Genomic DNA, 12,147 nt, shown 5'->3' on the forward strand with positions numbered 1-12,147 from the left:
GATGGACTTCGAGTACGACGACGAGCAGCAGGCCCTGCGGGAGGCCGTGCGCGGCCTGGTGGGCAAGGCCTACTCCGACTTCGAGCAGCGGCGCCAGACGGTCGCCGACGACCCGGGCTTCAGCGAGAAGCTGTGGTCGCAGCTGGCCGAGATGGGCATCCTCGGACTGCCGTTCGCCGAGGAGCACGGCGGCATGGGTGCCGGCGCGGTGGAGGTCGGCATCGTGGCCCAGGAGCTGGGCCGCGTGATCGCCCCCGAGCCCTTCCTCACCACGGTCGTGCTGGCCGGCGGCCTGGTCGCCGCGGCCGGCTCCGACGAGCAGAAGGGCGAGCTCCTCGGCGCGCTGTCGGCCGGCGAGAGCGTGCTGACCTTCGCGCACGCCGAGCCGGGATCGCGCTGGCAGTCGACCACCTCCGGCGTGACCGCGACCGGGTCCGGCGACGACTGGACGATCAGCGGCGTCAAGGAGCCGGTGCCGCACGGTGCCCGCGCCGACGTCCTGGTCGTGTCGGCCGCGCTGCCCGACGGCGGCACCGGCCTCTTCCTGGTCGCCGCCGACGCCTCGGGCCTGACCCGCGAGGGCTACCGCACCCACGACGGCGGCCGGGCCGCCCGTGTGGCGTTCGACGGCACGCCGGCCACGCCGCTCGGCTCCGGCGGCGACGCGACCGGGATCATCGGCCGGGTCACCGACATCGCCCGCGTCGCCGCGGCCAACGAGGCGGTCGGCGCGATGGAGGTCGCGCTGCACACGACCGCGGAGTACCTCAAGAGCCGCAAGCAGTTCGGCGTACCGCTCACCACCTTCCAGGCGCTCACCTTCCGCGCGGCCGACATGTACGTGTCGCTCGAGCAGGCGCGCAGCCTGGCGCTGTGGGCGTCGATGGTCGTCGACTCCGGCTCGGGCGAGGAGGCCGCGACCGCCGCGTCGCGGGCCTCGCTCGGCGTCAGCCGGGCCGGCCGGCACATCGGGCAGGAGGCGATCCAGCTGCACGGTGGCATCGGCATGACCGCGGAGTACAGCATCGGCTCCTACACCAGCCACCTCACCGCGCTCGACCACCTGCTCGGCGACGGCAACCACCACCTCGGCCTGCTGGCCGCCGGTGTGGGCGGCTACGACGAGGTCGAGCCGCTCCCCTGATCCAGGAGTTATCCACAGATCGACGAACGGCGGTGTCCCCGGGCCTCTGGCCCGGGGATGCTGCTGTTCATGGCTCTCGGGATCACTGCCAACGGGATCGAGTTCACGGACGCGGTCACCGACCTGCGCGCCGCGGCCGACCGGCTGCGCGACGACCGCGACCGTGCCGCGCGCTCGGTCGACGGCCTGCTGAGCGGCTGGACCGGCACCGCCGCCGACTCCTACGACGCCGGCTGGGCGGCCTGGTGCGACGGCGCCGGTCGCGTGCTCGATGGGCTCGCCACGATGGCGGACCTGGTCCAGTCGGTGGCCGCCGACCTCAGCCGCACCGACGACTCCTCCGCCGCCGACCTGGCCCGACTCACGAGCAGGCTCGGCTGATGTACGGCGTCGACACCGAGGAGCTCCTCGGCACGGTCGAGGACCTGCGCCGCTGCGGCGCCGCCCTCGACGAGCTGCTCGACGAGGTGGCCCGGCGGGTGGCCGCACTGCACGTGAGCTGGTCCGGCCTCGCCGCCGACGCCCAGGTCGCCGCCCAGGCGGAGTGGGAGGCCGGCTTCCGCGAGATGCAGGCCGCGCTGGGCGCGATGCGCGCCGCGGCCGACCACGCGCACGGCAGCTACCGCGAGGCCGTCGACACCAACCTGCGCATGTGGGAGCAGGTCTCATGAGGCTCGCGGTCGCCGAGGCCGGCTACGCGTCCGCGACCGAGGCGTTCGTGACCGGCAACGAGCTCGCCGCCCGCGCCGCGACGACCCTGGTCGAGCGGCTCGCCGCCTCGGGCGGGATGGCGGGGAACGACTCGACCGCGGAGGGGTTCGCGGCGTCGTACGACGAGGCGGCGGTCTCGACCGTGGCGGCCCTCGCGCCGCTGGTCGGGTCGTTCGCGACGCTGGCTCGCCTGACCGAGGCGTCGCTGACCAACCACACGCACGCCGAGGCCCGGTCGGTGCTGCCGGACTGGGCGCGCCAGGTGGTCGGACCGCCCACGGTGGCCGACCGCGCCGTCGGCGTACGCCTCTCGCCTCCGCCGTCCGCGCTCGGTGCCGCCGACACCCCGCCCGGCGGGGCCGCCGGCCTGGTGCTCGACGTGCTGCAGGACGTCTTCTGGCCCAACGCCGACACCGACCGGGTCCGCGCCGCCGCGACGGTCTGGCGTACGGCGGCCGCAGCCCTGCGCCTGCTGGTCGCCCACTGCAACACGGCCCGCTCCGCGCTGGCCGACGAGCGCTCCCCGGAGATCCCGGTCGCGCTCGCCGCGACCGCCCAGCTCCGCGACCGCGCCGACGCCCTCGCCGACCAGCTCGACGCCCTCGCCGACGCCTGCGACACCTACGCCGCCCAGGTCGACGAGAAGCGCGCCGAGCTCGTCGACCTGCTCGAGAGCCTGGTCAAGGAGTTCGCCATCGGCGCCCTCGTCGCCGGCGGCCTCTCCTTCCTCTCCGGCGGCGCCGCCGCCGGCCTCGGCGGCTCGGCCGCCACCGCCCGCATCGCCTCCGCCAGCCGCGACTTCCGTGGCATCCTCGACTCCCTCCGCCTCCTCACCTCCGGCACCGCCACCGGCCTCCGCCCCGTCACCGTCGAGGCCGGCACGCTCGGGGGCTCGCTCGAACGGACCGCCACCGCGCGGGCGGTGTTCATGGAGGCGGGCGAGGAAGGTGGCAGCGCACTGGCTAGCCGGACGCTTCCGCGGTTTCGTCGTGGGTGGCTGAACGACCACGAGGGGGCTGGACACACCATCACCCGACACGTCGATCGATCGGTCGAACAACTGCGCCAACGCCTCGTCGAGCGACAGCGGCTCGACTACGCGAGTACCTTCCGGAACGAGACGGAAGCAGAGGAATTGATCGCGCAGACCTTTCGCTCAAAGGAGGCGGAAATCCAACGCTGGCTCGAGCACGGGAAGGGCACGCAGGACTTCACTCTCGACTTCGGAGACGATGTCGGATCGGTTCTCGTCAGATCCACCGGCGAGGTAGTACCCGGCACGAAGGTGAAGATCGTTCTGCTCGCAGACAGGACGATGCCTGATGGCTGGCGCTTGATAACCGCCCACCCGGATCTCTAGTTCAAAAGGACAACGATGCTGACCTCACCTCTGGAGAATCTAGTGGGCGCGTACTTCCACCAGGACATGTTCGACTTGTACGACGACGAGTTCGCCGCCGTCGACGCCTTCGTAGCGAGCGACCCCGAGCGCGCACGTGCCCTGCCTAACGAGGTCGCCCGAGTGCTGCATGAAAACTCCACGGAAGACGAGCTTGAAGCGCTCCTCCGCGGCTTCGGCCTGGCGTTCTCGACGGGCGGCGTCACCTACCGCGAGTGGCTCACCCAGATCGCCGACCACGTACGCGCGTCCACCTGATCGTGGGACGTCATACGGAGAGAGCCATAGATGGCTCCGACCGTATGACGTTACGGAAGGAGTGACGATGACCAGCACCCCTGCGCTGTGGAGCTTCGTCGGCATCTACTTCAACCAGGACTGGCCCGAGGACTACGGAACCGAAGAGGCCTCGATCGACTCCTTCGCTGCGGACGACCCCGCATCGGTGGCGTCCCTGGTCACCGAGATCCGATGGGTTCTCGATCAGTTCCACACCGAGGAGCAGTTGGCCGACTACCTCGACTCCCAAGGCAGCGAGTACCTCCCGCCGACGGACCAGGACGGCTACCGAGGCTGGCTCGAGCGGATCACGGGCCGCCTTCAGGCTCCCTCCACCTGATCGCATGAGGTCACGGGGCCGGCGCGCGGTACGAGAACAGCTCCCCCGGGCCGACGACGTACGTCCGCGAGGTGGTGCCGGTGGTGATCCGGACGGTCTGGGTGGTGCCGGTGCGGTTCTGGCCGAAGACCCCGACGGTGCCGTCGGAGTTGCGGAAGGCGGCGGTGCTCAGCACGGTCGAGGCGCCGGAGGTGGGCAGCACGCGGGCGCCGGGGCTGGCGGCGCGGGAGAGATGGGCCAGGACGTAGAACTCCGGCTCGCGGTAGAAGCCCGAGGTGGTGACGGTGACCAGGCCGCGGCAGGTCTTGCAGCCCCACCGCGAGCCCTGGTCGACGGGGCCGTGCGCGGGGTCGAGCGCGAGGTTCCACATCATCAGCCCCGAGGAGCCGGCGGCGACGGCGCGGGCCACGAGGTTCTGGGCGTCCCAGCCGAAGGTGCTGGCGGGGGTGTCGGTGGTGCCGGTGCACTCCGTGACCATCCGCGGTACGACGAGGCCGGCCATCTGGTCCGGTGACCCGCCGTAGCAGTGGAAGGCCGCCCCGTCGAAGGCCGCCGACTGCGACGTGACGGCGTCCACGCGGGCCCGGTCGGACCAGTTGTGGTCGACCGCCCACAGCCGTACGCCGAGCCCGTCCAGCCGCGGTCCGACCTCGTCGGCGAGCCGGACCATCTGGTCGTCGGTCATCGTCATGGTCGGGTAGTCCGAGCTGTAGCCCGGCTCGTTGCCGAGCGTCGTGGCCCACAGCGGGACGTGGTGCCGGGCCAGCCAGCGGGCCTGCCGGACCAGCAGGTCGCCGTACGCGTCGACCCCGGAGTCCGAGAGCGCGCCGCCACGGGGGCTGCTCGACGTCTTCATCGACGGCGGCGCCGTCCACGGGGCGCCGACCACCCGCGTCCGGGGCTGCAGCGGCAGCACCTGCTGGCGCAGCAACCGCGCCGAGGCGACCTGCTCGCGCGGGGCCGGCTCGCCCGGCTGCCAGGTCCACGGCGACGCGGAGAAGTCGGTGCCCGAGAGCGGGAGCCGGACCATCGTCAGCCGGGCCCCCTGGGCCGCGTCGGGGTCGAAGAGGGCCGACACCGCACCGGGTCGCCCCTGGAGCAGCTGCACGGAGGAGTCGGTGAGCGCGGCGCCCGCCCCCCACCACTCCTGCTGAGGTTCGTCGAGGTGGACGTCGAGGGTCACGCTCGGCGTGGAGTCGGGGCTGGGCGGCACGACGGTCAGCGTCCGGCCGGGCACCGTCGGCGAGGTGACCTGGAACTGCGCCCGGGGCGCCGTGTGCGGGGACGCCGCCGGCTCTCCCACGGTGGGTACGACGGCGCAGGCCGCCGCACCCGAGGCGAGGAGGACGAGGGCGAGGAGGAGCGCGCGGAGTCGGCTGGGGAAGGACATGACCCCTCCACCGTGACGTGGATGGGCGCCGAACGCACGGGCTTCGTGACGTGTTGCACAGAGAGACCCGGGAGCGGGGACGGCCCCTCAGGCCGTCATCGGGGCCGTGATCGCGGTGATCACGGGCCGGATGACGTCCCGAGGGGCCGGGTCCGGTCGAGCGGCCTCATCGGGTGAGGTGCTGCAGGCGCAGCATCTCGACCTCGACCTGCTGCTGCTGGCGGCGGCGCAGGTCCCGGAGGCGGGTGTGCTTGTCCTGGTGGGAGAGCGACTGCCACATGGCGCGGCGTTCGAGCATCGTGGTCTTCACGGTGGTGCCTTCCTGTCGGTTCCCGCCTCCCTGGCGGGCTCGCCCATCGTGCGCGCGCCTGCTTGGAGCCGACTGGGAGCCGACTGGGAGGGAGCCGTCAGGGCCGGGGCGGCGCGCTCTCGTCGAGGCGCTCGCGGAGCCGGTCGCGCACCTGCTCCGGCGTGAGCTGCGCCCGTTGGCGCTGGTCGCGCGCGATGATGGCTCCCGACGCGGCGACGCCGGCCAGCCCGGCCAGGCCGAGCACCTTCCACAGCTTCACGAGGACCTCCATGACCGTGACGACGTTGACGCTCGACGAGGCCGTCGACCTCACCCGCACCGGCGACCTGTGGCTCTTCCGCGGTCGCTCCGCCGCCGACCACGCTATCCGGGTCCTGACCAACGCGCCGGTCAACCACGTGGGCATGGCGGTGGTCCTCGACGACCTGCCACCGCTGATGTGGCACGCCGAGCTCGGCAAGGGGCTGCGCGACGTGTGGACCGACAGCCACCATCGCGGCGTGCAGCTGCACGACCTGCGGGAGGCGGTCGTGCAGTGGACCGGCCGCTACGAGCAGCGCGCCTGGCTGCGCCAGCTCGACGCGACCGTGACGCGCGAGATGGAGGACGAGCTGATGCGCACCATCGCGCGGCTCGACGGGACGCCCTTCCCCTCGACCGCCAAGCTCGCGCGGCGCTGGGCGATGGGACGGGTACGCCGGCAGGCCGGCATCGAACTCACCTACTGCGCGGAGGTGGTCGCCGCGACGTACGAGGCCATCGGCCTGATCGACGGCGACCGCCCGACCAACTACTACGACCCAGGCATGTTCTGGTCGGGCGACGACCTCGACCTCCTCGCCGGCGCTCGGCTCGGCGAGGAGATCGCGGTCACGGCGTAGCCGCGGCGGGGACTCAGCCCTGCGCGCCCTGCGACTTCCAGTACTCGTTGAGCGCCCCGTTGGTCTTCACGAACCACACGATCGCACCGACGAGGAAGAACCAGCCGAGCAGCAGGTACCACAGACCGGTCGCGGCGCTCACCGGCTTCGGGCGGCCCTTGCGCTCGTAGAGGCCGCCGACCTCGTTGGAGCTGATGAACGGCATCACGATGCCGACGAGGATGGCCAGGAGCAGCGCGATGCCGCCGCCGACGCCGTTGCCGCTGTGGCGCTTCATCTCGTCGTGGGTCTTGTAGTACCAGTACCAGGTGTAGAAGCCGAGCGTGACGATGGTCAGCAGCACGCACGTGCCGGTGCTGCGCACCTTGCCCACCGGACCGTCGACGAGGCCGGGCATCGGCGCCATCGCGGTCATGCCGGGCGCCGGCGCGGGGACGGCGTCCGGCGCCGGAGCGCCGTACGGCGGCGGGACGGAGGCCGCCTCGGGTGCGGGGGTCGGGTCGTTGCTGTCGGTCATGACGTGATCCTCACGGGAAGTGGACAGACGCTTGAGGCTAGGACCTGTGAGCGTGGCCACCCGGAGATTTCACGGGCCGCACGCGACCCGGTCTAGACCGGTGTCGCCGGGCAGGATGGACGCATGACCGAGTCGCTCCGCACCGCCCGAACCACCTTCGAGATCGCGGCCGAGGCGTTCCTCGACCTCGCCGCTCGGGTGCCGCTCGAGCGGTACGCCGGCGCCGGCCTCGGCAACTGGGACCTCCGGGCACTGATCGGCCACACCGGCCGCTCGCTCATCACCGTCGCGACCTACCTCACCACCCGCGCCGACGAGGTCGTGGCCGAGGACGCCGCCGACTACTTCGCGGTGGTGAGCGGACTGGTGCACGGGACGGCGCGCGACGCCGTGCACCAGCGCGGGATCGAGGCCGGCGTCGCGCTGGGCGAGGACCCGATGGCCCGGCTGCGCGAGTCCTACGACGACGCCCGGCTGGCCCTGGACCTGCTCGAGGACGAGGACGCCGTCGTCGACACCGCGGCCGGCGGGATGCGGGTCAGCGACTACCTCCCGACGCGCACCTTCGAGCTGACCGTCCACTCCCTCGACATCGCGCGGGCCACGGGGACCGACTTCGACCCGCCCACCGACGCGCTCGCCGAGACGCTGGCGCTGGCTGCCGCGAGCGCGCTGCGCCAGGGGCACGGCGTCGACGTGCTGCTCGCGCTCACCGGCCGGCAGCCCCTGGCCGAGGGCACCTCGGTGGTGCCGTGACCGGCCGCGGTCAGCTGAGGGCCCAGACCCCCGGGCGCCCCTTGGTCATCAGCCCCTCGGAGACCAGCGACTGCCGGGCCCGGCGGGCGGCGTAGCGCCACCGCAGCTCGCCCTCGGGCGTCGTCTCCCGGTCGGCGTCGCCGAGGCGCTCGGCCATCGCCGTCTCCAGCCGGTCGAAGAGCTCGTCCTGGTCGAGCTCGCCGCCCGCCTCGCGGAGCACCTCGAGGATGTGGGGGGCGAAGACGTCCGGCGGTGTCCACCGGTGCCGGACCACCCGTGACGGCGCCGACGCGGCCGACGACCCGGGCACGCGCGGCGCTGCGGCCTTGCGGCGTACGACGGGGGTCGCCCGGGTGGTCGGGGTGCTCGGCGGCGGAGGTGCCGGCGGGTTGCCGTGAATGCAGGTGCTCCTCGGCAGGTCACACAGCTCGCAGTAGTCCACGTCGCTCATCGCCTTCAGCCTAACGACTACCCTCGACCGCATGACCGACGCCTCCGGTGAACAGTTGTGGTCGGTCGCGAACGGCGCCGTCGAGGGACTTCCGGCCCGGCTGCAGCTGACCGACTCCGGGCTGTCGATGCAGCTCGAGGGTGAGCCGGCGCCCGTCGCGGTGTCCCTGCGGGAGATCACCGACGTGACCGCCCAGATCGGCCTGCTCACCGGCTTCGTGACCCTCGAGCTGGGCGAGGAGACGATCACCGTCTCCCGGATCCCGAAGGCCGAGGCACGCGCCTTCACCGAGGCGCTGCGCGCCCAGCTGCGCCACCTCCCGGCGGCACCCGACCCCGCATCCGACCCCGCACCGGACCCCGCAGCGGGGCACCGGCCCGAGGCCGGTCCGAGCGGCGACGGCTCACCGCTGGCGGAGCTGGAGCGGCTGGCCCGGCTGCACGCGTCGGGCGTGCTCACCGACGAGGAGTTCCAGGCCGCCAAGCGGACCCTCCTCGGCCGCTTGTGAGACGGTCCTGAGGTATCTGAGGTAGCCCTCCGCGCACCTAGGACACACGCCCGATGTGCGGACCTACCTCAGACGACCACGGTAGGGGCATCAGCCAGTCCTACCGAGGAGCCCACGATGTACAGCTCGATCACCATGACCACCCCGATCCTCGACCCGGCCGGCGCCCTGATGCTCGCCGGCCTGTCGCAGTCCGGGGACGACCGGACGCGCGGCGCCCGCCGGCGCCGTCGCTTCCAGCGGCACAGCAAGCTGCTCAAGCAGCTCGCGTGAGCGTCCGCCGGGTCACCAGCGCGGGTGCACCGCGTCCCGGAACCACGTGTCGTAGAGGCGGGTGACCCCGGCCAGCAGTCCCTCGGGCAGCGGGTCGGCGTCACCCGCCGCTGCGTTGGCGCGGGCCTGGGTCACGTTGCGGGCGCCCGGGATCACCGTCGTCACGCCTGGCTGCTGCCACACCCAGGCGAGCGCGACCTCTGCCGGGCTGAGCCCGGTCGGACCCACCTCGTCGACGAGCCCGATGAAGGCCTGCGCCGCGCGCACCCCGGTCTCGTAGTCCACGCCCGAGAAGGTCTCGCCCTGGTCGAAGGCCGACCCGTCCCGGTTGTAGGTGCGGTGGTCGTCGGCCGCGAAGGTCGTCTCCGCCGTGTAGCGCCCGGACAGCAGCCCCGACGCGAGCGGGACCCGCGCGATGATCCCGACCCCCGCCGCGGCCGCCGCCGGCAGCACCTCGTCGAGCGGCTTGAGCCGGAAGGCGTTGAGGATGATCTGGATCGACGCGACGTGCGGCCTCGCGATCGCGGCGAGCGCCTGGTCGCAGGTCTCCACGCTCACGCCGTACGCCGCGATCGCGCCCTCGTCGACCAGCGTGTCGAGGTCGTCGTACGTCGCGTCCGCCTCGATCACCGCGCTCGGCGGGCAGTGCAGCTGCACCAGGTCGAGCGTGTCGACGCCGAGGTTGCGCCGGGACCGGTCGGTCCAGGCGCGGAAGTTGGCCATCGTGTAGTTCTCCGGCAGCTGCTCCTCGCGGCGACCCATCTTGGTCGCGACGGTGAGGCCGTCGTGGGTCTTCAGGAAGCGGCCGATGAGCTGCTCGCTGCGGCCGTCACCGTAGACGTCGGCGGTGTCGAGGAAGGTCACGCCGGCCTCGACCGAGGCCTCGAGGACGGCCAGCGCGTCCCCTTCCGAGACGTCGCCCCAGTCGGCACCGAGCTGCCAGGTGCCGAGTCCGACGACCGAGACCTCGCGGCCGGTCCTGCCCAGGGTGCGCTGCTCCATGCCGCCAGTCTGGCAGCAGGACGGAGCGGTCAGGCGCGCGGCTCCAACGGCGCCACCGGCACCTCGATCGCGGGCCGCTCGACCCCGCCGTCGACCTGGAAGATCTTGCCGGTCACCCACGACGACGCGGGCGAGGCGAGGAAGAGCGCGGCGTTGGCGATGTCCTCGGGTGTGCCCGCGCGCCGCATCGGCGTGTTGGCCTCGTAGGTCGCGCGCAGGTCGTCGTCGGTGAGCACCATCGCCAGTCCCTGGGTGGCGACCCCGCCCACGCCGATCGCGTTGACCCGCACCCGCGGCGCCCACTCCGCAGCCAGGTCCTGGGTGATCCGGTTGAGCGCGGCCTTGCCGGCGCCGTACGCCGCCATCGCGGTCATCGTCATGTCCGCGGAGCGCGAGGAGATGTTGACGACCGAGCCGCCGCCCGCGGTGTCGACCATGGCCTGCGCGGCGAGCGTCGACAGCAGGAACGGCACCGTGGCGTTGAACTTGAACGCCGTCTCGAGGAAGCGCTCCGAGGTGGCCAGCCCCGGCCGCGGGCCGCTGCCGCCCGCGTTGTTGACGAGCACGTCGAGCCGGCCGAGGTGCGCCACCGCCGTCTCGACGAGGGCGGCCCGGGCGTCGGCGTCCATCACGTCCGTCGGCACCGCGAGCCCGCGGCGCCCCCGCGCCTCGACCTCTGCGACGACGGCGTCGAGGTCGGCAGCGGTGCGGGCGGCCACGACGACGTCGGCACCGGCCTCGGCGAAGCCGATCGCGATGCCGCGGCCGATGCCCTGGCCGGCGCCGGTGACGATGGCGACCCGGTCGGTGAGGCGGAAGTTGTCGAGGATCACGGCGGTCACTCTCCCACCCGGGTGGACCGCCGTCAGGGCTTGCGGCAGACGAACCCGAAGACCGTGATCGCCGAGAACGCCCACCCCGACCGCGCCGCGGCCGACTGGCTGCGCATCGCCTCGTCGGCCTGCTCGCGGGTGATCCTCCCCTCGGAGACGGCCTGGTCGGCGGCCAGGCGGGTGAGCTCGGAACCGACGAGCACCTCCTGCGGGTAGACCAGCGCCGACGAGCCGATGTCGGGGTCGACCTCCAGCCCGGCCTCGATCGCGAGCCGGGGCAGCTGCCGCGCCGACAGGGGGTTGGCGAGCTGGCCCATGAAGGAGTCGAGCATCGCGGCCGCCACGGCCGGGTCGATGTCCGAGTCGACCCGTGAGGCGTGGTCGGAGTCGAGCAGCAGGGCCCGCCCGCCGGGGCGCAGCACACGGGCGATCTCGACGAGGGCGGCCCGCGGGTCGGGCACGTGCTGGAGCACCCGCTCGCACCAGACCACGTCGACGCTCTCGTCCGGCATCGGGATCTCGGTCGCCAGACCCTGGCAGAGCTCGATCGCCGTCCCGGCCCTCGCCGCCCGTTCGGCGGCGACCGTGCGCAGCATCCCGTTGGGCTCGATGCCGACCACGCGGCCGTCCGGACCCACGAGCCGGGCGAGCCGCCGCGTCATCGTGCCGGTGCCGCTGCCCAGGTCGACGCAGGTCTCCCCCAGCCGCACCGCCCCGGCGCTCAGCGCCCACCCGCGCAGCCGCTCGATCGACGGCGCGGCGTCCTGCGCGTCGAGCACGCTGACCATCGCGTGCACCGCGTCCTCCGCGACCGTGCCCGGCCGGAACGCCGTCCCGAGCGTGAAGCCGGCCCCGCTGACCTCTCCCATCGTCATGGCACGAGGTTCCTCCTCCGATGTCGGTGACGCCAGTCACAATCGAGACATGGGGTACGACGAGGAGCTCGCGGGCCGGATCCGCGACATCGCGCTCGGCGAGCCGGGCCTGAGTGAGCAGAAGATGTTCGGTGGCCTGGCCTTCCTGGTCCACGGCCACATGGCGGTCGCGGTCAGCCACCGGGGCGGACTGCTGCTGCGGGTGCCGCCCGAGCGCACCGAGGAGCTGCTGCGCGAGCCGCACACCGACGAGTTCGTGATGCGCGAACGCACCATGGCCGGCTGGCTGCGGGTCGAGCCGGCGGGCGTCGAGTCCGAGGCGGACCTCGAGCGCTGGGCCGCGATCGGCCTCGAGCACGCGCGGTCACTGCCGCCGAAGTAGCCGGTCGAGTCGAGCCTTTTCGCGGGTCGAGCCGAGGCTTTCGGTCGGCGTGTCCGCGGATGACGTCGACTCACTCCACCGAAACCCTCGACTCGA

General features: G+C 72.9%; 19 protein-coding genes. 11 read left to right on the plus strand and 8 right to left on the minus strand.

The genetic code is table 11. The annotated features are described in order from the left end of the window. The first annotated feature begins 1 nt into the window (after window position 1). The 6 genes from K8U61_RS05630 (at window position 2) to K8U61_RS05655 (ending at window position 3,873) form a co-directional block, all read left to right on the plus strand. Window positions 2–1,144, plus strand: coding sequence for an acyl-CoA dehydrogenase family protein (locus K8U61_RS05630; protein WP_224122011.1), 1,143 nt, complete (start codon window positions 2–4; stop codon window positions 1,142–1,144). A 69-nt stretch (window positions 1,145–1,213) separates the two neighbouring features. Continuing rightward, the gene (locus tag K8U61_RS05635; protein ID WP_224122012.1) at window positions 1,214–1,525 is read left to right on the plus strand and encodes a WXG100 family type VII secretion target; all 312 of its coding nucleotides are present in this window, start codon (window positions 1,214–1,216) and stop codon (window positions 1,523–1,525) included. Further along, a complete protein-coding gene (locus tag K8U61_RS05640; protein ID WP_224122013.1) occupies window positions 1,525–1,815 on the plus strand; it encodes a WXG100 family type VII secretion target in 291 nt (96 codons plus the stop codon). Before K8U61_RS05635 ends, K8U61_RS05640 begins: the two co-directional genes overlap by 1 nt. After that, on the plus strand, window positions 1,812–3,215 hold the full coding sequence (locus K8U61_RS05645) for an RNase A-like domain-containing protein (protein WP_224122014.1): 1,404 nt from the start codon (window positions 1,812–1,814) through the stop codon (window positions 3,213–3,215). The genes K8U61_RS05640 and K8U61_RS05645 overlap by 4 nt, the downstream gene beginning before the upstream one ends. Window positions 3,216–3,257: 42 nt before the next feature. Next, a complete protein-coding gene (locus tag K8U61_RS05650; RefSeq protein WP_308043095.1) occupies window positions 3,258–3,512 on the plus strand; it encodes a contact-dependent growth inhibition system immunity protein in 255 nt (84 codons plus the stop codon). Between the two features lie 67 nt (window positions 3,513–3,579). Further along, entirely contained in the window at window positions 3,580–3,873 is a 294-nt protein-coding gene (locus tag K8U61_RS05655) for a contact-dependent growth inhibition system immunity protein (protein ID WP_224122016.1), read from the plus strand. Window positions 3,874–3,883: 10 nt separating this feature from the next. On the opposite strand, the gene K8U61_RS24850 is transcribed toward K8U61_RS05655, so the two are convergent. From K8U61_RS24850 to K8U61_RS05675, 3 genes are all read right to left on the minus strand, one after another. Beyond that, the gene (locus tag K8U61_RS24850; protein WP_263426745.1) at window positions 3,884–5,263 is read right to left on the minus strand and encodes a glycoside hydrolase family 30 protein; all 1,380 of its coding nucleotides are present in this window, start codon (window positions 5,261–5,263) and stop codon (window positions 3,884–3,886) included. A gap of 166 nt (window positions 5,264–5,429) precedes the next feature. Beyond that, entirely contained in the window at window positions 5,430–5,573 is a 144-nt protein-coding gene (locus tag K8U61_RS05670; protein WP_224122017.1) for a hypothetical protein, read from the minus strand. Window positions 5,574–5,670: 97 nt separating this feature from the next. Next, window positions 5,671–5,844 carry a hypothetical protein gene (locus K8U61_RS05675; RefSeq protein WP_224122018.1) on the minus strand — a complete coding sequence of 58 codons (174 nt, stop codon included), beginning with the start codon at window positions 5,842–5,844 and terminating at the stop codon, window positions 5,671–5,673. Between K8U61_RS05675 and K8U61_RS05680 the strand changes: the two genes are divergently transcribed. After that, entirely contained in the window at window positions 5,843–6,454 is a 612-nt protein-coding gene (locus K8U61_RS05680) for a hypothetical protein (protein ID WP_224122019.1), read from the plus strand. The two genes, K8U61_RS05675 and K8U61_RS05680, sit on opposite strands and share 2 nt — an antisense overlap. A 13-nt stretch (window positions 6,455–6,467) precedes the next feature. Here the strand turns inward: K8U61_RS05680 and K8U61_RS05685 are convergent, their stop codons facing one another. Further along, on the minus strand, window positions 6,468–6,971 hold the full coding sequence (locus K8U61_RS05685) for a DUF4234 domain-containing protein (RefSeq protein WP_224122020.1): 504 nt from the start codon (window positions 6,969–6,971) through the stop codon (window positions 6,468–6,470). Window positions 6,972–7,094: 123 nt separating this feature from the next. On the opposite strand from K8U61_RS05685, the gene K8U61_RS05690 reads away from it, so the two are divergent. Then, on the plus strand, window positions 7,095–7,727 hold the full coding sequence (locus tag K8U61_RS05690) for a maleylpyruvate isomerase N-terminal domain-containing protein (RefSeq protein ID WP_224122021.1): 633 nt from the start codon (window positions 7,095–7,097) through the stop codon (window positions 7,725–7,727). Between the two features lie 10 nt (window positions 7,728–7,737). Here K8U61_RS05690 and K8U61_RS05695 read toward each other — a convergent pair whose 3' ends face one another. After that, window positions 7,738–8,178, minus strand: coding sequence for a hypothetical protein (locus K8U61_RS05695; protein WP_224122022.1), 441 nt, complete (start codon window positions 8,176–8,178; stop codon window positions 7,738–7,740). Window positions 8,179–8,209: 31 nt separating this feature from the next. Here K8U61_RS05695 and K8U61_RS05700 point away from each other — a divergent pair, with 31 nt between their 5' ends. Both K8U61_RS05700 and K8U61_RS05705 read left to right on the plus strand, forming a co-directional pair. Continuing rightward, window positions 8,210–8,686 carry an SHOCT domain-containing protein gene (locus tag K8U61_RS05700; RefSeq protein WP_224122023.1) on the plus strand — a complete coding sequence of 159 codons (477 nt, stop codon included), beginning with the start codon at window positions 8,210–8,212 and terminating at the stop codon, window positions 8,684–8,686. 117 nt (window positions 8,687–8,803) lie between these two features. Beyond that, the gene (locus tag K8U61_RS05705) at window positions 8,804–8,959 is read left to right on the plus strand and encodes a hypothetical protein (RefSeq protein WP_224122024.1); all 156 of its coding nucleotides are present in this window, start codon (window positions 8,804–8,806) and stop codon (window positions 8,957–8,959) included. Window positions 8,960–8,971: 12 nt separating this feature from the next. On the opposite strand, the gene K8U61_RS05710 is transcribed toward K8U61_RS05705, so the two are convergent. Genes K8U61_RS05710 through K8U61_RS05720 form a run of 3 tightly spaced genes read right to left on the minus strand, consistent with a single transcriptional unit; the run spans window position 8,972 to window position 11,669 of the window. Continuing rightward, complete coding sequence (locus K8U61_RS05710) at window positions 8,972–9,961, minus strand: aldo/keto reductase (protein ID WP_224122025.1); 990 nt, start codon at window positions 9,959–9,961, stop codon at window positions 8,972–8,974. A gap of 29 nt (window positions 9,962–9,990) precedes the next feature. Beyond that, window positions 9,991–10,803 carry a glucose 1-dehydrogenase gene (locus K8U61_RS05715; protein WP_224122026.1) on the minus strand — a complete coding sequence of 271 codons (813 nt, stop codon included), beginning with the start codon at window positions 10,801–10,803 and terminating at the stop codon, window positions 9,991–9,993. A gap of 23 nt (window positions 10,804–10,826) precedes the next feature. Further along, a complete protein-coding gene (locus tag K8U61_RS05720) occupies window positions 10,827–11,669 on the minus strand; it encodes a methyltransferase domain-containing protein (protein ID WP_224122027.1) in 843 nt (280 codons plus the stop codon). Between the two features lie 49 nt (window positions 11,670–11,718). Between K8U61_RS05720 and K8U61_RS05725 the strand changes: the two genes are divergently transcribed. Continuing rightward, the gene (locus K8U61_RS05725; protein ID WP_224122028.1) at window positions 11,719–12,051 is read left to right on the plus strand and encodes a TfoX/Sxy family protein; all 333 of its coding nucleotides are present in this window, start codon (window positions 11,719–11,721) and stop codon (window positions 12,049–12,051) included. Window positions 12,052–12,147 lie beyond the last annotated feature (96 nt).

It is taken from the genome of Nocardioides mangrovi (genome assembly GCF_020073815.1).
Classification (GTDB): Bacteria; Actinomycetota; Actinomycetes; order Propionibacteriales; family Nocardioidaceae; genus Nocardioides; species Nocardioides mangrovi.

What these genes read in the sequence shown, in the direction of transcription:
- K8U61_RS05690 (WP_224122021.1), top strand. Translation starts at nt 7,095, where the DNA reads ATGACCGAGTCGCTCCGCACCGCCCGAACCACCTTCGAGATCGCGGCC.
- K8U61_RS05710 (WP_224122025.1), bottom strand. Translation starts at nt 9,961, where the DNA reads ATGGAGCAGCGCACCCTGGGCAGGACCGGCCGCGAGGTCTCGGTCGTC.
- K8U61_RS05655 (WP_224122016.1), top strand. Translation starts at nt 3,580, where the DNA reads ATGACCAGCACCCCTGCGCTGTGGAGCTTCGTCGGCATCTACTTCAAC.
- K8U61_RS05705 (WP_224122024.1), top strand. Translation starts at nt 8,804, where the DNA reads ATGTACAGCTCGATCACCATGACCACCCCGATCCTCGACCCGGCCGGC.
- K8U61_RS05630 (WP_224122011.1), top strand. Translation starts at nt 2, where the DNA reads ATGGACTTCGAGTACGACGACGAGCAGCAGGCCCTGCGGGAGGCCGTG.
- K8U61_RS05675 (WP_224122018.1), bottom strand. Translation starts at nt 5,844, where the DNA reads ATGGAGGTCCTCGTGAAGCTGTGGAAGGTGCTCGGCCTGGCCGGGCTG.
- K8U61_RS05725 (WP_224122028.1), top strand. Translation starts at nt 11,719, where the DNA reads ATGGGGTACGACGAGGAGCTCGCGGGCCGGATCCGCGACATCGCGCTC.
- K8U61_RS05680 (WP_224122019.1), top strand. Translation starts at nt 5,843, where the DNA reads ATGACCGTGACGACGTTGACGCTCGACGAGGCCGTCGACCTCACCCGC.
- K8U61_RS05720 (WP_224122027.1), bottom strand. Translation starts at nt 11,669, where the DNA reads ATGACGATGGGAGAGGTCAGCGGGGCCGGCTTCACGCTCGGGACGGCG.
- K8U61_RS05640 (WP_224122013.1), top strand. Translation starts at nt 1,525, where the DNA reads ATGTACGGCGTCGACACCGAGGAGCTCCTCGGCACGGTCGAGGACCTG.
- K8U61_RS05700 (WP_224122023.1), top strand. Translation starts at nt 8,210, where the DNA reads ATGACCGACGCCTCCGGTGAACAGTTGTGGTCGGTCGCGAACGGCGCC.
- K8U61_RS05685 (WP_224122020.1), bottom strand. Translation starts at nt 6,971, where the DNA reads ATGACCGACAGCAACGACCCGACCCCCGCACCCGAGGCGGCCTCCGTC.
- K8U61_RS05695 (WP_224122022.1), bottom strand. Translation starts at nt 8,178, where the DNA reads ATGAGCGACGTGGACTACTGCGAGCTGTGTGACCTGCCGAGGAGCACC.
- K8U61_RS24850 (WP_263426745.1), bottom strand. Translation starts at nt 5,263, where the DNA reads ATGTCCTTCCCCAGCCGACTCCGCGCGCTCCTCCTCGCCCTCGTCCTC.
- K8U61_RS05635 (WP_224122012.1), top strand. Translation starts at nt 1,214, where the DNA reads ATGGCTCTCGGGATCACTGCCAACGGGATCGAGTTCACGGACGCGGTC.
- K8U61_RS05645 (WP_224122014.1), top strand. Translation starts at nt 1,812, where the DNA reads ATGAGGCTCGCGGTCGCCGAGGCCGGCTACGCGTCCGCGACCGAGGCG.